This is a genomic window from Mesorhizobium sp. M6A.T.Ce.TU.002.03.1.1, from assembly GCF_003997275.1.
Lineage (GTDB): Bacteria > Pseudomonadota > Alphaproteobacteria > Rhizobiales > Rhizobiaceae > Mesorhizobium > Mesorhizobium mediterraneum.
This window is the reverse complement of the sequence record NZ_RZTI01000103.1, coordinates 1-21,587: the sequence shown is the minus strand read 5'-3', so window position 1 is coordinate 21,587 and position 21,587 is coordinate 1. Positions and strand designations below refer to the sequence as shown.

Genomic DNA, 21,587 nt, shown 5'->3' with positions numbered 1-21,587 from the left:
GAATAGGGGAGTAGGGGAGTAGGGCAGTAAGGCAGTAAGGCAGTAGGGCAGTAGGTATGCGCGTCGCCGTGACTTCCCTTACTACCTTACTACCTTACTGCCTTACTGACTTACTGCCCTATTCCCCTACTCCCCTACTGCCCTATTCCCCTACTCCCTCCCAAAGGCAACACGACACCATGACGTCAGGCCCGCAATTCCCGGACGATTTTCGCGCCCAGCTGGTCGACCTCTTCCGGTGGCGGCGGGACGTCAGGCGATTCAAGCCGACGCCGCTTCCCGAAGGCGCGCTGGAGCGGCTGCTTGATGTTGCCAGCATTGCGCCCTCGGTCGGGCTGAGCCAGCCCTGGCGTTTCATCATGGTCGAGAGTGCGGAATGCCGTGCCGCCGTCAGGGCCTGCTTTGAGCGCTGCAATGCGGAGGCGCTCGCATCGTTCGGCGGCGAACGCGCCGCGCTCTATGCGCGCCTGAAGCTCGCCGGGCTGAACGAGGCGCCTTGTCAATTCGCGGTTTTCGCCGATCGCGCGACAGAACAGGGGCATGGCCTCGGCCGCCTGACCATGCCCGCGACCATCGAGTATTCGGCGGTGATGGCGATCCATACCTTTTGGCTGGCGGCGCGCGCCGAAGGAATAGGCATGGGATGGGTCTCGATCCTCGATCCGGCCGAGATGGCGACGATCCTCGACGCGCCGCCCGAGTGGACGCTGATCGGCTACTTCTGCGTCGGCTACCCCTGCGAGAACCACAGCGTGCCGGAGCTGGAACGGGAGGGCTGGGAGGTCCGGCGCGCTTCGACCATCATAACGCGCTGACTGAGCACCTCCCCTGTCGAGCACCTCCCCTTGGCAACAAGCCGGGCGGCTTGTATAGAGCCCGCCACCCTCAATTCCATTCTCCATCACAAGGACGACCCCATGGCGCTCGAACGCACATTTTCCATGATCAAGCCGGACGCGACCCGGCGCAATCTCACCGGCGCCATCACCCAGATGCTCGAAGAAGCCGGCCTGCGCGTCGTCGCCTCGCGCCGGGTGTGGATGAGCCGCCGCGAGGCGGAAGGTTTTTATGCCGTCCACAAGGAGCGGCCGTTCTTCGGCGAGCTGGTCGAGTCCATGTCGTCGGGCCCGACCGTCGTGCAGGTGCTGGAAGGCGAGAACGCCATTGCCAAAAACCGCGACGTGATGGGCGCCACCAACCCGGCCAACGCCGCCGAAGGCACCATCCGCAAGGTGCACGCGCTGTCGATCGGCGAGAATTCGGTACACGGCTCCGACGCGCCGGAAACCGCCGCGCAGGAAATCAAATACTGGTTCTCGGACACCGAGATCGTCGGCTGAGCTGATAGTCCAGATCAACATGTCATATGAAAAAAGGCCAGCGCAATGCTGGCCTTTTTTCGTTGCGGCGATCCAGCACCGGAGGCAGGGGCCGACACCTCCAACTGCGCATGATGCTCAAAAACCGAAACCGGTTTTTTGAGCGATCAGGTCGCGGCATTGAAGCGCAGGATGACGCGATCGTCCTTGTCGACGATGATGAGCTTGCCGGCGTCGACGTGATATGATGCCGCCTTGGCCAGCGCCTCGAACAGCGCCTTTTCCTCGGCCATGACGTCGGACGCGCAGGCCTTAAAGGTCGAACCGATGTCACTGATGGCGATGGTCGAACCATCGACTTTTGCGGTGGCGAAGTAGACGTTGCAAGGGCCGCTGCCGCCGGCCTTGCCGGCCTCGTCGATCCTGAACGTCGCCTGCGGCTCGGCGATCACACCAATGCCGTCGATATATTCGATCAGCCAGCTCTGCCCGAATACCGGGGCCGATGCCGGTTTTTCGCTCACCATCTTCAGCATGATGGTCTGCGGCGCGTTGCTCAGCGGATCGACCTGGTGGCGCGTATCGGAGATGAACAACAGCCTGTCGTCGACGGTGATGCGCGCCTGCAGCGCATAGGTCATGCCAGGCCGGATCACCTGGGGATCAAAGCTGATCTCGAACTTGATCGGCACCTGGCCGGCCGGCGCGACCTTATGCTCGCCGATGACAGTGGCTGGCGCATCGGCGAGCGAGACATCGGCAAGCTGCACGGAAAGCACGGCGTTGGGCGGCAGCGCGATGCGCTCGCGATACATCACCTCGCCCTTCAGGGTCCTCTCGGCAGCAACGGACAACTCAGGCACCACCAGTATACCAACGACCAGCGGCATGACACCGAAGATGAAGAACTCGGCGATCCTGCCCAGCATGATCCTGCTCCCCATAGCGCACCAAACTGGTCGGAAGGTCTCGCAGGATTGCGGTGGTTCCGTGGCGCCCACACGGACTATTCGCACGACGGTGCGTTCCGGCGGCTTGCGGGCTTGTCGTCGGTCTCTTTTGGCGTGACCGGCAAAATTTTGCTTGAGCCAGGCCCCTCGCGATCACGAAGTCGTGTTCCCAAAAAGATGTAACACAGCGAGCCTCGGGACCGAACTGACCAATGCGCGCTTGAGGAACGGCGCGCTCAACAACCCAACCGGAGGTGAAATCATGTCAACAAGATCAACCGTGAGCGCGGCATTTCTGGCCGGCGCCGTTGCCACGGCTCTTGCTTCTTTTGCGACAGCCGCGCCGCTGTCCGAGGCAGAGGTCAAGGCAGCGATGGATGCCGGCAAGGAGAAGTGCTTTGGCGTCGCCCTGAAGGGGCAGAACGACTGCGCAGCAGGACCTGGCACGACCTGCCAAGGCACCTCGACTGTCGATTACCAGGGCAACGCCTGGAAGTTTGTCGATGGCGGCACCTGCACGACGATGGACCTGCCCGGCGACCGCAAGGGCTCGCCCACGGAGCTGACCCGCGACATCCCGTCCTAAGCAATGCAACCTGCCCGGAAAGCGGAGACGAAGATGTACGGTCTGGCCATTCACCCAGCGTCGCGCATGTCGAAAACCTCGCGCTTTCCGGCGCACCGGGTCGCCGGCCTTGCCGGCACCAGTTTCAAGCATGAACATCTACCCGCGATCCTCGGCGACGACCCAAAAGACGGTTTCTTCGAGGTCCACGCCGAAAACTACATGGGCGCCGGCGGCCCGCCGCACGATGCGCTGACCAAGATCCGCCGCGACTATCCCGTTTCACTGCACGGGGTGTGCATGTCGATTGGCGGACCGCGGCCGCTCGACAAAGCCCATCTCGGTCGTTTCACGGCGCTCGTCGACCGCTATGAGCCGGCGCTCGTTTCCGAGCATCTCGCCTGGTCGACCCACGACACCACCTATTACAACGACCTGCTTCCCCTGCCCTATACGCCGGCAACGGTTTTGCGCGTGGCGGATCACATCGACGAAGTGCAGGAGGCGATCGGCCGCCCGATCCTGCTCGAGAACCCCTCGACCTACGTCCTTTTCCCGGAAGCGACGATGAGCGAGACGGATTTCATCCGCGAGCTGATGCGGCGTACCGGTTGCGGCTTGCTGCTCGACATCAACAACGTCTTCGTTTCGGCCACCAATCACGGCTACTCAGCCCTTTCCTACCTCGCGGATTTCCCGCTCGATCATGTCGGCGAAATCCATCTGGCCGGGCACGCCGAGCAGGAGGATGACGAGGGCGATCTGCTGCTCATCGACAGCCATGACGGCCCGGTCGCCGACGCGGTCTGGACGCTTTTCGATATCGTTATCGGCCGATGCGGGCCGCTGCCGACGCTGATCGAATGGGACAGCGACATTCCCGATTGGCCGGTGCTCAAGGCGGAAGCCGCCGCCGCCCAAGCGATCCTCGATCGTCATGCCGACAGCCATTGTATATTCGGAAAAGCCCATGCCGCAGGATGAGCTCCAATCGGGCGATCTCGGCCGCCGGTTCGACTATGCCGCGGCATTCACCGCCGGTTTGCTCGATCCTGATTGTGTCCCGCCTGACGCTGTCTCGGGGCCGAACGGGAAGGCTGCGGTCAAGCGATATGCGGTCCACCGCAACAACGTCACGGTCAGCCTGATCGATGCGCTGGCCGCCAGTTTTCCAGCGACGCTGCGCATCACCGGCCCGGACTTCTTTCGCGCGATGGCGCGCTTTCATGTCCGCGAAACGCCACCCACCTCGCCGCTTCTGTTCGAATACGGCCGCGACTTTCCCGATTTCATCGAGCGCTATGAATACGCGCAGTCGATGCCGTGGCTGGCCGATGTGGCGCGCCTGGAGCGGGGTTGGCTCGATGCCTATCATGCCGCTGACGCGGAACCGTTGGCTTCCGGAGCGCTGGCGTCGATCCCGCCCGAACGACTGGCCGATACCGTGTTCATGCCGCACCCGGCAACGCGCGCCATATGCTCGCGCTATCCGGTCGTGACGATCTTTGCGGCAAACCGGAGCGACGGTCCTGTCGGGCGGATCCAGGCGGGCGGCCCTGAAGACGCGCTGGTCACGCGGCCCGGCCTCGAAGTCTATGTTCGCCACCTGCCGCCGGGCGGCGCTGTTTTTCTGGATCGCCTCGTGGCGGGCGAGCCGCTCGGCGCGGCGGCCGCGGCGGCATTTGCGGAGCGTGCCGAATTCGATCTTTCCGCCAACATTGCCGGACTGCTGCAAGCGGGCGCCTTCACAGCGGCACACCAGGGAGGATGACCATGACGAACCATGGGCAGAACGCCAGCACCGAGCCGCGAGGGATCGCCGCCCTCGTCGAGAGGGTGAATAGAGCCCTTCGCACGAGTGCCACACCGTCGCTGACGCAGCTCGTCCTGCGCTGCGCACTCGCCGTCCCGTTCTGGCGGTCGGGCATCAACAAATGGGACGGTTTCTTGCAGTTGAATGACGTCGCAGTGCTGCTTTTCAGCTCGGAGCTCAAGCTGCATCTGCCCGGCGGCCCTTACGATTTTCCTGCACCTGGGCTGGTGGCATTCGTCTCAGGATCTGCGGAAATCCTGCTGCCAATTCTCCTCATTCTCGGCCTGGCGACACGGCTGGCGGCATTCGGGCTGCTGCTGATGACGCTGGTCATACAGCTCACCGTGCCGGACGGCTGGCCGCTGCACATCACCTGGGCGGCGATGGCGCTTGGCATCATGGCGTGGGGGCCCGGCCGGATTGCGCTCGATCACTGGATCGGCACTGACAAAGGCTGATGGGCTTCCACGCCTCTGGCGGTGACGCGAAGCATCAATTTCGTTTCGGCACGGCCCGCTTCCAGCGGCTTGCGGCCTCGTCGTCGGCCTCCTTGGCGTCGACCCAGCCGCCTTGCGAGCCATCGGTATGGTGTTCCTTCTTCCAGAACGGCGCGCGCGATTTCAGGTAATCCATCAGGAAATTCGCCGCCTCGAACGCCGCATGCCGGTGCGCGGAGGCTGCGACCACCAGCACGATGTTTTCGCCCGGCGCGATCCTGCCATGGCGATGGATGGCGGTGAGGCCCTGCAGCGGCCACCGGGCGACCGCCTCGGCGGCGATGCGGCCGATCTCGGCCTCGGCCATGCCGGGATAGTGCTCGAGCTCGAGTGCCGCGAGCCTGCCCGCCTCATCGCGGCAGAGACCCGAGAAAGTCACCACGGCGCCGATGTCGGCGCGGCCTTGCGTCATCTTGATGATCTCGGCGGCGACATCGAAATTCTCCGCCTGGATGCGCACCGTCGGCACCACCGCACCGGGCATTTCAGCCACCCGTCATCGGCGGGAACAGCGCGATCTCGCGCGCGCCTGATATCTTCTCGCGGTGCTCGACATGTTCCTGGTTGATGGCGACGCGGATCACATCAGGATATTGCAGCGCGTTCTCGTACTCCTCGCCGCGCGATTTCAGCCAGCGCAGCAGGTCGGCCACGGTCTCGATGCCGACGGGCAATTCGACATCCTCTTCCGGCTTGCCGATCCGCTCGCGCACCCAGGCGAAATAAATGAGCTTCGTCGACATGCTACTCGTCCATGATGTGCTTGAGGCCGGCGCGGAAATAATCGTAGCCGGTGTAGAGCGTGACCAAGGCGGCGATCCACAACAGCACCAGCCCGGTCTGCGTGGTCAGCGGGAAGATCTTGTCGCCGGCAGGTCCCGCCAGCAGGAAGGCGATGGCGACCATCTGGATGGCGGTCTTCCACTTTGCCAGCTGCGTCACCGGCACCGAGACCTTCAGCGCCGCCAGATATTCGCGCAGGCCCGAGACCAGGATCTCGCGGCACAGGATGATGATCGCCGCCCACAGCGACCAGCCGGCGATGCCGGCATGGCGATCGGTGTCGGCCGCCAGCAGCAGCAGGCAAGTAGCGACCAGCAACTTGTCGGCGATCGGGTCGAGCATCTTGCCGATATTCGAGGTCTGCTGCCAGGCGCGCGCCAGATAGCCGTCGAGATAGTCGGTGATCGAGGCGAGCAGGAAAATGATCAGCGCCGACCAGCGGGCGAAGTCGCTCGACTTCAGATGCCCTTCGAGAAAAAAACACAGCACAACCAGCGGCACCGCAAGGATGCGGGCGTAGGTGAGCATGTTGGGCAGGTTGAATGCGCGCTGGGCCATATTTTTGGGAACTCTTTCTGCCTGCGTACTCAAATCAGAAGCGAATGTGGGGGGTCAACAGGCGATAGTCGATGGACCAACCGAAAATAGCAATCCATCAACTCTCGTGAAAATGGTTGTAGACCAGCTTCGCCACCTGCTCGGATATACCATCGACCTTGACCAAATCCTCGATCGCGGCGCGGCTAACCGCCTTGGCAGTGCCGAAATGCATGAGCAGCGCGCGCTTGCGGCCGGGGCCGATGCCGCTGATCTCGTCGAGCGGGCTCTTGACCATCTCCTTCTTGCGGCGGGCGCGGTGCGAGCCGATGGCGAAGCGGTGGACCTCGTCCCGCAGCCGCTGGACGAAATAGAGCACTGGATCGCGCACTGGGAGCGAAAACGAATCCCTGCCCCTGACGAAGAAGCGTTCGCGGCCGGCGTCACGGTCCTGTCCCTTGGCGATGCCGATTGCCACGACACGGTCCTCGATGCCGAGATCGGCGAGCACTTTTCGCACCGCCGTCATCTGGCCCTGGCCGCCGTCGATGAGGATGACGTCGGGCCAGGCCGGGAAACCGCCGGTGTCCTCGATGTCGTCCTCCTGTTCACTCGGGGCGGCGTCGTCCGCCGGCAGTTCGCTCTGCGGCACATCGCCATGTTCCTTCAGCAGCCGCGAAAAGCGCCGCTCCATCACCTCGCGCATCATGCCGAAATCGTCTCCCGGCGTGATCTCGGTCGAGCGGATGTTGAATTTCCGGTACTGGTTCTTGACGAAGCCTTCCGGCCCGGCGACGACCATGGCGCCGACGGCGTTGGTGCCCATGATGTGCGAGTTGTCGTAGACCTCGATGCGCGCCGGCGGCTTTTTCAGGCCGAAGGTCTCGGCGAAGCCAGTGAGCAGCCGCCCTTGCGTCGAGGTTTCGGCCAGTCGGCGGCCGAGCGCCTCGCGGGCATTCTGCAGTGCGTTGTCAGTCAAATCCTTCTTCTCGCCGCGCTGCGGCACCGAGATCGCCACCTTGCGACCCGCGCGGGTGGAGAGAGCCTCCGCCAGCAATTCCTGGTCCTCGACACCATGCGACAACAGGATGGCGCGCGGCGTCGGCTTGTCATCATAGAATTGCGCCAGGAACGAGCCCAGCACTTCCGATCCCTCCAGCGCCGGATCGGCCTTGGGGAAATAGGCGCGGTTGCCCCAGTTCTGGCCGGTGCGGAAGAAGAACACCTGGATGCAGACCTGGCCGCCTTCCTGGTGGATGGCGAAGACATCGGCCTCGTCAACGGTCTGCGGGTTGATGCCTTGGTGGCTCTGCACATGCGACAGCGCCGCCAGCCGGTCGCGATAGATGGCGGCCCTCTCGAAATCGAGATTTTCCGAGGCCTGCTGCATGGCGGCGGAGATATCGGTCTTCACCTTCTGGCTGCGGCCGGAGAGGAAGTCCTTCGCCTCGGCGACCAGCCTGGCATAGTCGCCATGCGAGATCTCGCCGGTGCACGGGCCGGCGCAGCGCTTGATCTGGAACAGCAGGCAAGGCCGGGTGCGGTTCTCGTAGAAGGAGTTGGTGCAGCTCCTGAGCAGGAAGGCGCGCTGCAGCGAATTGATGGTGCGGCCGACCGCGCCGGCCGAGGCGAAGGGGCCGAAATAGTCGCCCTTGCGCGAACGCGCGCCGCGATGCTTGTAGATGCCGGGCGAGACATGATCGCCGGTCAGCAGGATATAGGGGAACGACTTGTCGTCCCGCATCAGAACATTGAAGCGCGGCCGCAAGCGCTTGATAAGGTTGGCTTCCAACAGCAGCGCTTCGATCTCGGTGCGGGTGACGACGAATTCCATCGTCGACGTCTCGCGCACCATCCGGCCGATGCGGCTGGTGTGGAAACGGCCTTGCGCGTAATTGGTCACCCGTTTCTTCAGGCTGCGGGCTTTGCCGACGTAGAGCACGTCGCCTGCGGCATTCATCATGCGGTAGACGCCGGGCGCGTTGGGCAGCCGTTTGACCAGTGTCTGGATGACTTCGGCGCCGACCATGCCGTCGGCATCGCCGGCATGCGGCGTCCAATCGATGGCGGTGAAGGCGACCTCCGGGCCACTGGGACCGGGAGCTGACGGCTCGACGCTCTCCTCCGTCGCCTCGTCCTCGATGTCGATATCGGGGGGCAGGTCGTCGGCGGCGCTGCCTCGATTGTGTTTCTGGTCCATGGGACTCATTCGACAATGCCTGTCACATCCGGCGTCTGCCATGCAAGGTGCTGGCCGCCGTCGAGCGCTATCATCTGGCCGGTGACCGAGCGCGCGCCCCAGAGATAGCGGATGGTGGCGCCGAATTCAGGCAATTCCGGGCCGCGCTTCAGGATCAGGCCGTCGACCTGAGCGGCAAAATCGCTGTCGTCCTGGCGTGCGCTCTTCAGCGTCGGGCCGGGGCCGATGGCGTTGACGCGAATACGAGGTCCCAGCGCCTGCGCCATCATCTGCGTCTCTGTCCACAATGTCGATTTCGACAGCGCATAGGAGAAATAGCGTGGCGTCGGGCGCCAGACGCGCTGGTCGATCATATTGACGATCAGCCCCTCCTGGCCTTCCGGCAGCGCGCGGGCGAACTTTTGCGCCAAAAGTGCCGGCGCCTTCACATGGATGGCGAAGTGACGGTCCCAGGCAAGCCAGTCGAAGTCCTGAACCGTATCGTCCACGAACAGCGAGGCATTGTTGACCAGCAGTGTAACAGGTCCGAGCGCGGCTTCGGCGCGGCCGACCAGGTCGCCGACCGCGGCCATATCGGTCAGGTCGGCGGCGACCACAGCGGCGCGGCCATCCTGGCCAAAATGGCCGCCATTGATCCGCGCGGCCAGCGCTTCCGCCTCGACCCGCGAGCGGTTGCAATGGATGGCGACGGCAAAACCGTTCGCGGCAAGATCCTCGACGATAGCCTTGCCGATCCGCTTGCCCCCGCCCGTCACCAGTGCCGTTCCAGCGGCCTTGCTCATCCTGTCAATCCTCAATGTCCTCGATTTCAGCCCGACGGCGAAATATGGCCGGCCAAGCGTTAAATGCCGTTCGTACCTTGGGCAGCATTGTGGCAAAGTGGCCGGATCGGTCTTTCGCAACTGGCCGGGGACTCGGCCGCCAGACCGCAATATAGGGTGCTGGACTCCTTGCTCCAAGCCGTGTTCAGCGCGGCATTGCAAAGCCTCCTGACACCATCTGTTGCGCAGATGCAACGTCAAAGTTCGGCCTCATTCGTGCCCGGTAATGACCCAAGTTCAGGTTCGCTTCAGCCGTATTTCGACACGACATTCGGAACCGTTGAGCGCCAGATCCGTTTATCACCCCGGCGGGTTGAGGGCGCTCGTGAAAAGCAAGCCTGTGCCTGTGGCTTAAGGAGTAAAGAACAATGCAAGCCAATCTTAAATTTGCGCGACCGCTGGCGGTGGCGTTCGGGCTTTTCGCCCTCGGCGGAACCGCCTATGCTGCTGACGTGATCTCGGAAGAGCCGCCGGCACCCGCCCCGATCGCCGAACTTCCCGTCGCGTCTTGGGCTGGTCCCTATGCCGGTGTGAGCGTCGGCTACGGCTTCAGCGGCCATGCCGATGCCACGGATGTCGGCGTCGACGTCGGCACCGATGGATTCGTCGGCGGCGTCTTTGGCGGCTATCAGTGGCAGCAGGAGAACTTCGTGTACGGTGCTGAAGCCGATATCGGCTATAGCGGCATCGAGGGCGACGATGCTGGCATCGAGGCTAAAGGCGGCTTCGAAGGCTCGCTGCGCGCCCGCCTCGGCTACGCCGTCACCCCGGAGATCCTGCTCTACGGCACCGCCGGCGGCGCGCTGAAGAACCAGGAGATCGAAGCCGGTGGCGTCAGCGACGAAAACACCATGCTCGGCTGGACGGCCGGCGTCGGCACCGACATCAAGATCACCGACAATGTGTTCGGCCGTGTCGAGTATCGCTACACCGACTTCGGCGACAAGGACTTCGACGGTGTTGGCAAGGTCAAGTCCAGCGACAACCGCGTCACCTTCGGCGTCGGTATGAAGTTCTAAGTCGTCCAAGCCACGACACGAAAAAGCCGGGCCTCGTGCCCGGCTTTTTTTGTGCCCGGCGCCTGCCTTGCCGCCGATACGTCACCTTGCGTGCGAGGGCATCTTGCCTGTCGACGCAACCACGCATGATCTCGAGGTCAGCGTCGGGCCAGCATTCGGTCGATCAAGACCAGGGCTTCGGCTGCTACGACAAAACCGAGAGCGATCACGACGGCATTTGACATCGCCCCGACCCAGCCATTCGCGGACACATCTATGAACGGGTAAGCGTATTTCCCTTCAGCGGCGCCACGAGCCAGGGCATAGGCTAGATACACCAGGGGATAGAGCGCCCAGAGAAGCGGATCGCGCCACGAGAGCGTCCCCTTTCGCGTGAACAGCAGCCAGAACAATACGACAAGAACAGGGTTGAGCTGATGGAGTAGAAAGTTTGCTTCAGCGGTGGCGCCAGCCAAGGTGCGCAGCCCTTGGAGCAGCAACGCGAAAATCACGCCGACCAAGGCCATGACGGCGGCAACCCCCGCCACCAACCGTGGGTGATCGAAACGCTCCCCGAGGAATGCGGCGGCTCCGAATACAACGGCGACAAGACCGTTGGTCAGGATCGTGAAATATCCCATCAACACCCATAGCGAGCCGAATATCGAGGCGCCACCATTCATCAAGGTGCTGAGTTCAAGCCCAATGCCAGCGCAAGCGGAAAGACAAATGATCAGGGCAAGTAAACGACAGATCAAATCGCCACCCATCGGTCGGCAGCCCCGCTTCAGGCACTCACCCCGGAACGCAGGGTTTCAGCTCCGGGAACTTCTCGTCGAAACGCGCTGCCCAGCGGACCAGCCGGCTGCGGCCCTTTTCCCATTTTCCGGCAAAGCGCAGTGAGAGATAGCCAAGGCAGGCGCGCAGCGCCATCTGGCCGGCGGTGATCTTCTTGGGCAGCTTTGGCGGATTGGCGTTGAGCAGATCGAGCGCACCGGTTATTTTCGCCCACTGGCGGTCGAGCCAGGGTTGGTACACCATGTCTTCGGGGCGCGTGCGCCGCTCATAGACCATTGACAGCGCGCAATCGCAGATGCCATCGGCCAGCGCTTCAAGCACTTCCGCCTCAAGGCGCTTGTCGGGATTGCGCGGAAACAGCGTGTTCTTCGACACGCGATTGAGATGCTGGGTAATGGCGCGGCTGTCGTGAATCGAACGACCGTCGTCGAGCACCAGCGTTGGAATCTTGCCGAGCGGGTTGGCGCCGATCAGCTCAGCCGGCTTGTCTTCGGTTTTTACCGGGACGAGATCGACGGCAATGCCGGCATAAAGCGCGGCCATGCGCACCTTTGAACTGTAGGGGGACGTGGCAGCGTAGAGCAGTCTGGGCATGATCGGGTTCCTGTTTGCCAGCGGGCACTGTTGACCGATCAGCTTCCGCCGATCAACGGCCAAAAGCGGGAAAACCAGCCGCCAGCAAGCAGCAGTTGTCTCAACATCGATCTAGACGCGATAAGCAGAGCAGACGTGAGCAGATCTGTCCTTCCGGGCGCAAGGAAATGCCCCACCGGACTTCGCCGTAGGGCGAAGTCCTGGGAGCTGCGAAAAGCTGTCTTCCCTCCGCCTCTGTCTGCTCGCCCGAGCACCGAACCAGCGAGCGAGGCGCCTGTCCGGCACCCGCCCTCAACTGTCCTCAGTACTGCCCTCCGCGTGCGAAGAAAGGCGATTTACTTCTTGGCCTTCGCCTTCGCAGGCGCCGCCTTCGGCTTGGCCGCAGGCGCTGCTTTCTTCACGGCTGCGGAAGACTTCGCTGCCGCCGCTTTCTTTGCGGGCGCAGCCTTCTTGGCCGGTGCAGTCTTGGCAGGTGCAGCTTTTTTCACTGCCGGCTTTGCCGCGGCCTTTGCAGCTGGCTTCTTGGCCGGAGCTGCTTTTGCCTTGGCCGGCGCAGCCTTGGCCTTGGCAGGTGCCGCTTTGGCCTTGGCAGGCGCTGCTTTCTTCACTGCCGGTTTTGCCGCGGCTTTCGCGGCCGGCTTCTTGGCCGGCGCTGCTTTTGCCTTGGCCGCGGCGGCCTTCGGCTTGGCAGCAGGTGCCGCTTTCTTCACAGCGGTTGCGACTTTCGCCGCCGCTGCTTTTGCCGGTGCTTTCTTTGCTGGTGACTTCTTTGCCGGTGACTTGGATGCCGGCGCTTTGGATGACTGTTTAGCCATGTCATGCCCCTTCCGTTGTGCCGACGGCCATTAGTGACCCGGCGTGCAATGCATATCTGACTCGCGGCTTGCTAGCCAGCGAAGCATCAGCATGAATTTTGCAGTTTAAGTTTTGGTTACAGGCGACACAAGCTCGTGCTGATTTCACAAAATGCCGCTGCTGCTCTTCGACCTTTGCCGAGGGTTTGCGACAGACATTCTGCCCGCTTTACCGGAACCAATCCCGCTACGAAACGCTGAAGGTTAGCAAGCGTTTTTGCTCGTTGATCATCGACCGGCAACACCATGATGCGCTGCTTCATTGATCTCGTCGTCTTGTGCAAACGGACGGTCTACACAAGCGACAAAAGCAAAGCGCGATCCGTTCTGCGCCATGAGCTTGCCTGATCTCTATGAGGGCAACGGCCTTCGCTTGCATCGTTCCTTTTTGCTAGGATTGACAGATTACTCCATCTCACAGAGTATTCTGCAGTACGCGGGAGCAGCGCAATGTCATTCGCGCAAGATCGAGTAGCGCTGGCCGAGATCAGTGAGACTGAACGCCGGACACCACAGCAGGCCCGATGATGGCTGCCGACGAAATCATCCACCAGAGCGTGCGGCTCAGGATCATGGCGACGCTGAATTCTCTGGAAAGGCGCGAAGCGCTGGAATTCACCCGATTGAAGGCCATCGTCGATGCGACTGACGGCAATCTCGGCGCGCATATCGATACGCTTGCTAAGGCGGGATATATCGATGTCGAAAAGCTGTTCGTCGGACGCCGGCCGCAAACGCGCGTCAGGGCGACGTCAATCGGACGACGCGCCTTTCGCGGTCACGTCGCCTTCCTTCGCAAAATTCTCGATGAGGCGGAGCAGCCAGTTAAACGCGTTCAGCGCAGGACGCGGCAGCGACCGTTGTAGACCATCCAGCGGTCGAAGCCCGAGACGCAGAATTCGACGTTGTCGCCGATCGAGGCAAAGCCCTGCCCTTCCTCGATCAGATACCAGATGGTGCGGGCGTGGCCGTCGGAGAGGCTGACGGTGGCGCCGCAATAACGGCGGCCGATCGGCCAGGAGTCGTTGGCCGGGAAATAGCGGTGCTGGTGGATGCGCTGGAAATCGGTGATCTCCACATCGGGCAGATTCGGCACGTGGTGCACCTGGTAGGAGAAGCGGCTGGTGATCTTGTTCAGCACCCAGGCCTCGCCGCAAACGCCGCTGTCTTCGTCGGTATAGACGGCAAGGTCGGCCGCCTTTGCTGCCTGAGTGACAGCGAGGGATGTGCCGAGCGGCGTGCAAAGGGCGATCAGTGCGGCAAGGGCGGATTGGGCGAAGCGAGTCATGGCAGCCTCTTATGGTCGATTTGCGCGCACTGTGCGGATTCGCTTGCGCGCGGTCAAGCGGTTGTAGAGACGATGGTTTCTTAGTTTGAAATTGCCTTCAACCGAGGCAGGCGCGCGAATACCTCTGCCGCCCTATGCCGCCAGCCATTCCAGCGTCCAGTGCGCCGGCTGCTCGACCACGAGAAGCCTATGTAGCGCCGGCAGCAGCGTGCGCAATTCGACTTCCAGCGTGAACGGCGGGTTGACCACCACCATGCCGCTGCCGTCGAGGCTGGGCTCGGCCGATGGCGGCCTGATCTCGAAGCCGATATCGAGCAGCTTCGGAATGCCCGACTGCACCAGCGCCTTCCTGAAGGCGGCGACCGCCTTGCGGTCTTTGACCGGATACCACAGCGCATAGATGCCGCCCGGCCAGCGCTTGTGCGCTTTCTGCAGCCCGTCGACCAGACGGGCGAACTCGCCCTCCTCCTCGAACGGCGGATCGACCAGCCCGAGGCCGCGCTTTTCCTTCGGCGGCAGATGCGCGCCGAGCGCCAGCCAGCCGTCGAGCTCGATCACCCGGGTCTGGAAATCGCCTTGGAACAGCGCTCTCAGCTTCGCGGCATCCTGGCGGTGCAATTCGATCGCCGACAGCCGGTCCTGCTTGCGCATGAGATGCCGCGCGATCAGCGGCGAGCCCGGATATTTTTTCACGCCGCCTTCGGGATTGAGCGAACGGACGGCTTCCAGATAAGGCGCCAGGAGTGCTGCCGCCGGCGCATCCAATGCGGCATCGACCAGCCGGCCGATGCCGCCTTGCCATTCGCCGGTCTTTTGCGCTTCGGTCGACGACAGGTCGTAGCGGCCGATGCCGGCATGGGTGTCGATGACGCGAAACGCCTTGTCCTTCTGTTTCAGATATTCGACGAGCCGGCTCAGCACGACATGCTTGACGACATCGGCGAAGTTTCCGGCGTGATAGGCGTGGCGATAATTCACGAGCTAATTCGAGCCCCTGCCCCAGCGCGGCGGTGGCGGCTGCGAATTCGGATTTTGCGGCCGGCCGCCGCCGCCGAAACGCAGCGCCAACAGCAATCCGATCAGGCCGGCCGCCATCAGCGAAAACCCGACCGGCCGCGCCCGGCTGTCGATCTCGCCGACGCCGGAGCGCAGCAAGAGGTCCACCGCCCGCATCTCGATGCCCTCGGCGTCGCCGGCGCCAACGGTGAAGATGTAGGGGCCAGGGCTGACCGTCGCGATCAGGCCTGCCTCATCGCGGAAGACCTTGTCCGGCAGTTGCGGGCTGACCTGGCGCGGATTCTCCGAATGGGTGAACTGCAGCGTCGAGGCGAGCACCGTTCTGCCGCCGGTGGCGGCGGTCAGCGTCAGCACCGTGCGCTGTTGCGAGACGACGATGCGTTCGGTCCTAGCGGTGAGATCGACCAGCACCCGCACCGGCGCGTCGCGAGCGGCCAGCGGCACCGTCACCGGCTTGAACCGGCCCTGTTCGTAGACCCGCCAGGTGCCGATCTCATGGCCGGAGAAATTGGTCATCGCCCAGGGATAGACGACGCCGATGCCGGTGCCGGCAAGCAGGATCAGAAGAAACAGAAAGCGCATGCACTCAACTACCTAGCCCTCTTGTTGTTTGACCATGATCTTATCCGAAAACCGGTTCCCACTTTTTGCTTCGCTGACCTTCGGTTCGGGATCATGGTCTAGCGCCGTCGCGGGCGCGTTCCATCTCGTCCAGGACCCATGTCGAGGCCGAGATCGAATGTCGTATCGAATTCGGCGGTGCCAAGATAGACAATAGCATCGGCCTCAAGGGTGGGAACCGGTTTTGGGAAAATTCGAATGATCTGAAACCGAACGGAGGATCAGCTCTTCCTCTTCTGGAGGCCCGATTCCAATGCGCGCTTTCCAGTCCCATCGAACAAATGCAAATGTTGCGGCGGGAAAGCGACCGTCACCGTCGGACCGGCCGTAAGCGCAGCCCGATCGAGCGTGAAGACATTGAACGGCAGGCTATGCAGGCCAAGGTGCAGAATGATGCCGAAGCCGGTCGGCTCGATCAGGTCGACCGTCGCCCTCAGGCTGCTCTCCGAGGCCGGCGACATCTCGACATGCTCCGGCCGGATGCCGAGCGTCACCGCCGCGCCTTCCTCGAGTTGATAGGCTGACGACAGCGCAATCAGCGTTCCATCAGGCAGTCGTGCGCCAGCCCTGCTCCCAGTGACCTGGTAGCGTGCCGACAGAAAATTCATGGCCGGCGATCCGATGAAGCCGGCGACGAACAGGTTGGCCGGGCGGTCGTAAAGCTCCAGCGGGCTGCCAACCTGCTGCACCACGCCCTCATGCATGGCGACGATCCGGTCGGCCAGTGTCATCGCCTCGATCTGGTCGTGGGTGACATAGATTGAGGTCGCGCCGAGATCGCGGTGCAGCTTCTTGATCTCTGCCCGCATCTGCTCACGCAAGCGCGCGTCGAGATTGGACAGTGGCTCGTCGAACAGGAATGCCTTGGGCTGTCGCACGATCGCGCGTCCCATCGCCACGCGCTGGCGCTGACCGCCCGACAGTGCCTTCGGCCGCCGCGCAAGCAGCGGCTGCAGCTCAAGCTTCCTGGCCGCATTGCTGACAGCAGCTGTGATCTTCTCGCGGGCGGCCTTCCGGATCCGCAGGCCGTAGCTCATGTTCTCGGCAACGTTCATGTGCGGGTAGAGCGCGTAGGACTGAAACACCATAGCGATGTCGCGGTCCTTAGGTGCCCGCTCATTGACGCGCACGCCGTCGATCCGGATCTCGCCTTCGGTCACCTCCTCGAGCCCGGCGATCATCCGCAGCAGCGTGCTCTTGCCGCAGCCGGACGGACCCACGAGCACCACGAACTCGCCGTTATCTATCGCCAGATCGACGCCGTGCAGCACGGAGACGATGCCGAAATTCTTGCGAACGTTGCGGATGTCGATCGATGCCATGAAACCTCGCTCAGCCCTTGACCGCGCCGGCCGTCAGGCCCTGGACCAGATAGCGCTGGATGAACAGGAAGAAGAGGCAGGCCGGGATCAGCGCCAGCACGCCGGCCGCCATCATCTGCCCGAAATCGACCGAAAACTTCGACACGAAGGTGAGCAGACCGACCGGAAACGTGGCGGCGCTGTTGCCCGAAATCAGCATCAGCGCGAACAGCAGCTCGCTCCACGCGGCGGTGAACACAAAACCCAGCGTCGCGGCAATGCCCGGCAGCGTCAGCGGCAGGACGATCTGGCGAAATGCCATGAACTGCGTGGCGCCATCGATCTTGGCCGCCTCCTCCAACTCCTTGGGAATGCCGTCGAAGAACGACTGCATCAGGAATGTCGCGAAGGGAATGTTGAAGGCAGTGTAGACGACCACCAGCCCGGTCAGGCTGTTGGTCAGGCCGAGCGGCGAGAGCATCTTGAAGATCGGCGCGACCAGCATCACCAATGGAAACATCTGGGTGAGCAGCATCAGTGCGACCAGCCAGTATTTGCCGCGAAAGGTGAAGCGCGACAGCGCATAGCCAGAGAGGGACGCGAGCAGCGTCACGATCACGGCCGTCGCGCCGGCAACGATCATGCTGTTCCGGAAGAAGAGCGGGAATGCGCTGTGGGCCAGCACGAAGCGGAAATGTTCAAAGCTCATCCGCGACGGCCACATCCGCACGCCCTCCGAATAGAGCAGGTCGTTCGGCGTGACCGATACTTTCAACAGCCAGAACAGCGGGAACAGCGCAAAGACCACGTAGCAGAGGATCGCCAGGCGGTGCAGTGCAGTGCCGAAGATCGAATACCTGTTCATCTGGTCATCCCCGATCCATCAGGCCCGGTCCATCAGGACTTGCCGAAGCATGACGATCAGCATCGAATAGGCGAGCAACAGGACGAGCAGCACCAGCGCGATGGCCGAGGCGTAGCCGAAATCAAGCGCCCTGAAAGCCTGCGTGAAGATGTAGCTCGCGACGATCTGCGTGCGGTCGGCCGGCCCGCCGCTGGTCATGACGATGATCAGGTCGGCGAAATTCGAGATCCAGACGGTGCGCAACAGCACGGTGATCGCAATGGTCGGCGCAAGGAACGGCAAGGTGATCGATGTGAACCGCCTGACCGCACCGGCGCCGTCGATCGCCGCCGCTTCGTAGAGGTCGCGCGGGATGGCCTGGAGCGCGGCCAGCAGCGTGATGGCGAAGAAGGGAATGCCCCACCAGACGTTAGCAATGATTGGTCCCCACATGGCAAGCTGCGGATTTGAAAGGATGTTGGCTGGCTCACTCAAGAGGCCGAGGGCATAAAGCCAATGCGGCAGCGGTCCGATGACGGGATTGAACAGCCACGCCCAATTGAGCCCGGTCAGGAAGGTCGGCACCGCCCAGGGCAGGAACACCAGCGCCTGCGCGATGGCGCGGCCGGCAAACGGCCGGTCGAGCAACAGCGCCAGGATCAGGCCGAACACGAATTGCAGCAAGACGGATGCGCCGGTCCACCACAGCGTGTTGCGCAGCGCGCGGTAGAAATTGTCGTCGTCATAAAGGGTGCGAAAATGATCGAGCCCGACATAGCCGCCAGAGAAGGGATTGAGCAAGTGCACGTCGCGGAAGGCGTAGGACAGGCCAAGCACCAGCGGTGCCAGCATGATGGTGACGATCAGAATCAGCGCCGGGGCGGTGTAAAGATATGGCTCGGCGTGGCGCGTGATCCGGTCGACCAGCGACCGGCGGCGCGATTCCGGAAGCCCGGCAGTGGCGTCAAAAACCATCAGCTAACGCTTTCGTTCCAATTCGCCATCCTTCCAATCGACCATGGACGAGACCTATTCGGAGCCGCCCGCGATAAGCGGCTCCGAAGCTCGCGGTCCGCCGTTTATTTCTTGGCCAGGAATTTCTGCTGCGCCTTGGTCAGATAGTCGGCCCACTGATTGGCCATTTCCTCGGGCGTGATGTCGCCGAGCAGGGCCTGTTGACTGGTCTTGATGACCATCGAGTCCTTGAAGAAGGCGAACTCCTCGAGGTAGGTGGGCATGACCGTCGGCACCGCATCCTTGTCCTCGAGTTCGGCGAACCAGCCCTTGAACTGCTCGCTCGCGTAGAACGGATCCTTTTCGGCCGACTTGTGGACCGGCAGCGCTCCGGTGCGCTTGTTCCACTCGACATTGCCCTCAGGCCCTTCGAGCGTTTCGATCAGCTTCCAGGAGAGGTCCTTGTTCTGGCTGGCCGCCATCATCGACCAACCGGCATAGCCGATGGTCGGAAACGTCTTGCCGGACGGCCCCTTCGGCATGGTCATGACGCCGTAGTCTTCCGGCTTCATTCGTTCGGCGATTGCAATCAGCGCGTCTGGATCCTGATCGAGCATCGCGCAGGTGCCGGTGTAGAAACCGGCGACGATCTCGTTGAAGCCCCAGTTGACGCTGTCCTTCGGTGCCAATCCCTTCTTGTAGAGATCGACGACCCAGGTCAGCCCCTTGACCCAGCCTTCGCTGTTCATGGTCGAGGTGCCGTCGTCGTTGAAGAATTTGTTGGAGCCGGCCATGGTTGCGCCGAACATCATCCAGCCGTTGAGACCGCCGGGCCCGCCGCGCAGGCAGTAGCCATATTTGCCGGGAAGCTTGGAGACTTTCTCCGACGCCGCCACGAACTCGTCCATCGTCTTGGGCGGTTCGGCGACGCCAGCCTCCTGGAACAGCTTCTTGTTGTAGAACATCGCCCGGAGATAGAAGCCATAGGGCAGCATGTAGGCGGTATTGTTCACGTCGCGGCCGAGCTCTAGCGCGCGATCGGTGAGGCCCGAGGTGTGCTCCCATTTGGCAAGATAGGGTTCGAGGCTCTCGAGAAGGCCGTTGTTGGCATAGAGCGACAGCCACGTGTCCGGCATCTCCATGACGTCGGGGATTTCGCCGGCGGACACCATCGTCGCGAATTTCTGGAACGCTTCGCCCCAGGGCAGCGAGATGACCTCGACCTTCGTGCCCGGGTTGGCAGCCTCGAATTTGGAGACGATCGATTTCAGGGTTTCGGTGCGCTCGGGGCTGGTGATCACCTCCACGAGCTTCAGCGTCGTGTCAGCGAGTGCAGCACCCGACATCAGTACGGTAGCGAATGCCGCGATAAGAAGCTTCTTCATTTTCCGTTCCCTTCTTGTCTGGTTGCTTCAGGTCTTTTCTTCGGAAGCGGCGTCGATCGCCGTTTCCAGGTCACTCCACAGCGCCTCGGTTCCCTCGAGGCCGACATGGAGACGCACGGACCGCGGATGGACGCCGAACGCCATCGCGGAATTGGGTTGGGCCTTCTGCTGCAGCACGACCTCGCCGGGCACGATGAGGCTTTCGTGGCCGCCCCACGACACGCCCAGCTTGAACAGCTTAAGGCGGTCCGCAAACGTCCGGATGTCGATGCCGTCGCGGAAGACAAACGAGAACAGGCCCGACGTGCCGGTGAGCCCCGCGGGAAGCAGGTTGGCCAAACCCGGATGGCAGACCTTCTCGACGATCGGATGATCCTGCAGACGCCGTGCGATTTCGAGGCCGGAGGCCTGATGCGCGCGCATGCGGATCGGCAGTGTGCGCAAGCCACGGATCAAGAGCCAGGCATCGAATGGCGACAGCTTGCCGCCGAGATATGGATAGGCTTCGCCGCGGATGCGGCCGATCAAATCCTTCGAGCCCGCGACCACGCCGGCCACGACATCGCTGTGGCCGCCCAGATACTTGGATGCGGAGTGGACCACAATATCGACGCCGAGCGACAGCGGCCGCTGGAAGACCGGGCTGGCCCAGCTGTTGTCGATGATGGTCGGGATGCCATGGGACTTTGCCAGCGCAGCGAGCGCACCGATGTCATGCGTTTCCATGACCCAGCTGGTCGGGCTTTCCATATAGAACAGCCTGGCGCCAGGCAGGGCGCTTGCGACGGCATCTTCGTCGCGCCCGTCGACATAGGTCACCTCGATGCGCATGCGCGCGAGCAGCGTCCCGAACAGCCGGAACGCGTCCGGGTAGATATGCCTGACTGCGACGATGCGGTCGCCCGGCTCGACGAAACTCAGGACCGCCGACGAGATGGCGGACATGCCGCTTGCGAAACCGATAGCGTCCTCGGCACCTTCCAGTTTTGCGAGCATTTCCTCGAACATGCGCACGGTCGGGTTCAGCCCTCGCGTGTAGGTCGGCCTCACTTTTTCGCCGCGGTATGTCTCGAGCATCTCGTCATAGTTCGGGAAGGTGAAGAGCGAGGTCTGCACGATCGGCGGCACGACGGCATCGAAGGCGTTGCCCTCGTCATGCGCGGCGATCAGCGATGCCTGGTCGAAAAAATCGGGACCGTTCATTTCGACATTTCCTCGATATCCTCTTCCACGATCTCGAGGATCTTCAGCGTTTTTTCGCGCGCCAGCTCCGCGTCCCTGGCGACGATGGCATCGAACAGCTCGCGGTGATGCGGGAACGATCGCCGCGCGAAATCCTGCCGGTCGAAAGGATGATCCCAGAAGCGCTCGAACGCTTCGCGCATCTGCCCCAGGAGCTGCCGGAAAAGCGGGTTGTGGGTGGCGTCGTAAACAGCCAGGTGAAAGGC

At 62.6% G+C, this 21,587-nt stretch carries 27 protein-coding genes; 9 read left to right on the top strand and 18 right to left on the bottom strand.

Annotated elements, in window-relative coordinates:
* Positions 1–179 precede the first annotated feature (179 nt).
* Positions 180–815: a 5,6-dimethylbenzimidazole synthase gene (gene bluB / locus EOC93_RS24705; protein WP_127205915.1), complete on the top strand. Its 636-nt coding sequence runs from the start codon at positions 180–182 to the stop codon at positions 813–815.
* A gap of 102 nt (positions 816–917) precedes the next feature.
* A complete protein-coding gene (gene ndk / locus EOC93_RS24700) occupies positions 918–1,340 on the top strand; it encodes a nucleoside-diphosphate kinase (RefSeq protein ID WP_095483228.1) in 423 nt (140 codons plus the stop codon).
* Between the two features lie 146 nt (positions 1,341–1,486).
* On the opposite strand, the gene EOC93_RS24695 is transcribed toward ndk, so the two are convergent.
* On the bottom strand, positions 1,487–2,248 hold the full coding sequence (locus EOC93_RS24695; RefSeq protein ID WP_095483308.1) for a YbaY family lipoprotein: 762 nt from the start codon (positions 2,246–2,248) through the stop codon (positions 1,487–1,489).
* Positions 2,249–2,531: 283 nt separating this feature from the next.
* Here EOC93_RS24695 and EOC93_RS24690 point away from each other — a divergent pair, with 283 nt between their 5' ends.
* The 4 genes from EOC93_RS24690 to EOC93_RS24675 are packed head-to-tail and all read left to right on the top strand — an operon-like array spanning position 2,532 to position 5,105.
* Positions 2,532–2,855: a DUF2282 domain-containing protein gene (locus EOC93_RS24690; RefSeq protein ID WP_095483227.1), complete on the top strand. Its 324-nt coding sequence runs from the start codon at positions 2,532–2,534 to the stop codon at positions 2,853–2,855.
* 33 nt (positions 2,856–2,888) lie between these two features.
* Positions 2,889–3,818, top strand: a complete 930-nt coding sequence (locus EOC93_RS24685; RefSeq protein WP_127205911.1) for a DUF692 domain-containing protein — start codon at positions 2,889–2,891, stop codon at positions 3,816–3,818.
* Positions 3,805–4,605 carry a DNA-binding domain-containing protein gene (locus tag EOC93_RS24680; protein WP_127205910.1) on the top strand — a complete coding sequence of 267 codons (801 nt, stop codon included), beginning with the start codon at positions 3,805–3,807 and terminating at the stop codon, positions 4,603–4,605. The genes EOC93_RS24685 and EOC93_RS24680 overlap by 14 nt, the downstream gene beginning before the upstream one ends.
* A gap of 2 nt (positions 4,606–4,607) precedes the next feature.
* A complete protein-coding gene (locus EOC93_RS24675; RefSeq protein WP_127205909.1) occupies positions 4,608–5,105 on the top strand; it encodes a DoxX family protein in 498 nt (165 codons plus the stop codon).
* A gap of 34 nt (positions 5,106–5,139) precedes the next feature.
* Here EOC93_RS24675 and EOC93_RS24670 read toward each other — a convergent pair whose 3' ends face one another.
* From EOC93_RS24670 to EOC93_RS24650, 5 genes are all read right to left on the bottom strand, one after another.
* Positions 5,140–5,628 carry a molybdenum cofactor biosynthesis protein MoaE gene (locus EOC93_RS24670; RefSeq protein ID WP_127205914.1) on the bottom strand — a complete coding sequence of 163 codons (489 nt, stop codon included), beginning with the start codon at positions 5,626–5,628 and terminating at the stop codon, positions 5,140–5,142.
* A 1-nt stretch (position 5,629) separates the two neighbouring features.
* On the bottom strand, positions 5,630–5,887 hold the full coding sequence (moaD, locus tag EOC93_RS24665) for a molybdopterin converting factor subunit 1 (RefSeq protein WP_127205908.1): 258 nt from the start codon (positions 5,885–5,887) through the stop codon (positions 5,630–5,632).
* Position 5,888: 1 nt separating this feature from the next.
* A complete protein-coding gene (gene pgsA, locus EOC93_RS24660) occupies positions 5,889–6,485 on the bottom strand; it encodes a CDP-diacylglycerol--glycerol-3-phosphate 3-phosphatidyltransferase (protein ID WP_095483221.1) in 597 nt (198 codons plus the stop codon).
* 97 nt (positions 6,486–6,582) lie between these two features.
* Positions 6,583–8,673, bottom strand: a complete 2,091-nt coding sequence (gene uvrC / locus EOC93_RS24655) for an excinuclease ABC subunit UvrC (RefSeq protein WP_127205907.1) — start codon at positions 8,671–8,673, stop codon at positions 6,583–6,585.
* Positions 8,670–9,446, bottom strand: coding sequence for an SDR family oxidoreductase (locus EOC93_RS24650; protein WP_127205906.1), 777 nt, complete (start codon positions 9,444–9,446; stop codon positions 8,670–8,672). Before EOC93_RS24650 ends, uvrC begins: the two co-directional genes overlap by 4 nt.
* A 407-nt stretch (positions 9,447–9,853) precedes the next feature.
* On the opposite strand from EOC93_RS24650, the gene EOC93_RS24645 reads away from it, so the two are divergent.
* The gene (locus EOC93_RS24645; protein ID WP_126107111.1) at positions 9,854–10,504 is read left to right on the top strand and encodes an outer membrane protein; all 651 of its coding nucleotides are present in this window, start codon (positions 9,854–9,856) and stop codon (positions 10,502–10,504) included.
* 137 nt (positions 10,505–10,641) lie between these two features.
* Here EOC93_RS24645 and EOC93_RS24640 read toward each other — a convergent pair whose 3' ends face one another.
* Positions 10,642–11,253, bottom strand: coding sequence for a Pr6Pr family membrane protein (locus EOC93_RS24640; protein ID WP_206532271.1), 612 nt, complete (start codon positions 11,251–11,253; stop codon positions 10,642–10,644).
* A gap of 25 nt (positions 11,254–11,278) precedes the next feature.
* The gene (locus EOC93_RS24635; protein ID WP_127205905.1) at positions 11,279–11,875 is read right to left on the bottom strand and encodes a glutathione S-transferase; all 597 of its coding nucleotides are present in this window, start codon (positions 11,873–11,875) and stop codon (positions 11,279–11,281) included.
* Between the two features lie 543 nt (positions 11,876–12,418).
* Here EOC93_RS24635 and EOC93_RS34490 point away from each other — a divergent pair.
* Positions 12,419–12,724 (top strand): hypothetical protein, encoded by a 306-nt coding sequence (locus EOC93_RS34490; RefSeq protein WP_206532270.1) that lies wholly within the window; start codon positions 12,419–12,421, stop codon positions 12,722–12,724.
* An 82-nt stretch (positions 12,725–12,806) separates the two neighbouring features.
* Here EOC93_RS34490 and EOC93_RS24625 read toward each other — a convergent pair whose 3' ends face one another.
* On the bottom strand, positions 12,807–12,992 hold the full coding sequence (locus EOC93_RS24625) for a hypothetical protein (RefSeq protein WP_126107113.1): 186 nt from the start codon (positions 12,990–12,992) through the stop codon (positions 12,807–12,809).
* A 261-nt stretch (positions 12,993–13,253) separates the two neighbouring features.
* Between EOC93_RS24625 and EOC93_RS24620 the strand changes: the two genes are divergently transcribed.
* Entirely contained in the window at positions 13,254–13,595 is a 342-nt protein-coding gene (locus EOC93_RS24620; protein WP_164759264.1) for a transcriptional regulator, read from the top strand.
* Here EOC93_RS24620 and EOC93_RS24615 read toward each other — a convergent pair.
* The 9 genes from EOC93_RS24615 to EOC93_RS24575 form a co-directional block, all read right to left on the bottom strand.
* Positions 13,565–14,017 carry a hypothetical protein gene (locus EOC93_RS24615; protein ID WP_127205904.1) on the bottom strand — a complete coding sequence of 151 codons (453 nt, stop codon included), beginning with the start codon at positions 14,015–14,017 and terminating at the stop codon, positions 13,565–13,567. The two genes, EOC93_RS24620 and EOC93_RS24615, sit on opposite strands and share 31 nt — an antisense overlap.
* Before the next feature lie 132 nt (positions 14,018–14,149).
* The gene (locus tag EOC93_RS24610; RefSeq protein ID WP_127205903.1) at positions 14,150–14,995 is read right to left on the bottom strand and encodes a 23S rRNA (adenine(2030)-N(6))-methyltransferase RlmJ; all 846 of its coding nucleotides are present in this window, start codon (positions 14,993–14,995) and stop codon (positions 14,150–14,152) included.
* Between the two features lie 3 nt (positions 14,996–14,998).
* Entirely contained in the window at positions 14,999–15,616 is a 618-nt protein-coding gene (locus EOC93_RS24605) for a hypothetical protein (RefSeq protein WP_127205902.1), read from the bottom strand.
* Between the two features lie 260 nt (positions 15,617–15,876).
* Positions 15,877–16,977 carry a sn-glycerol-3-phosphate ABC transporter ATP-binding protein UgpC gene (gene ugpC / locus EOC93_RS24600; RefSeq protein WP_127205901.1) on the bottom strand — a complete coding sequence of 367 codons (1,101 nt, stop codon included), beginning with the start codon at positions 16,975–16,977 and terminating at the stop codon, positions 15,877–15,879.
* A 10-nt stretch (positions 16,978–16,987) separates the two neighbouring features.
* Positions 16,988–17,821 (bottom strand): carbohydrate ABC transporter permease, encoded by an 834-nt coding sequence (locus tag EOC93_RS24595; protein WP_127205900.1) that lies wholly within the window; start codon positions 17,819–17,821, stop codon positions 16,988–16,990.
* Positions 17,822–17,839: 18 nt separating this feature from the next.
* A complete protein-coding gene (locus EOC93_RS24590) occupies positions 17,840–18,775 on the bottom strand; it encodes a sugar ABC transporter permease (RefSeq protein ID WP_127205899.1) in 936 nt (311 codons plus the stop codon).
* Positions 18,776–18,879: 104 nt separating this feature from the next.
* Entirely contained in the window at positions 18,880–20,139 is a 1,260-nt protein-coding gene (locus EOC93_RS24585) for a sugar ABC transporter substrate-binding protein (protein ID WP_127205898.1), read from the bottom strand.
* 27 nt (positions 20,140–20,166) lie between these two features.
* On the bottom strand, positions 20,167–21,342 hold the full coding sequence (locus tag EOC93_RS24580; protein WP_095483208.1) for a PLP-dependent transferase: 1,176 nt from the start codon (positions 21,340–21,342) through the stop codon (positions 20,167–20,169).
* On the bottom strand, positions 21,339–21,587 hold a 249-nt coding region (locus tag EOC93_RS24575; RefSeq protein ID WP_164759263.1), incomplete at its 5' end, for an FCD domain-containing protein. The genes EOC93_RS24575 and EOC93_RS24580, both read right to left, overlap by 4 nt.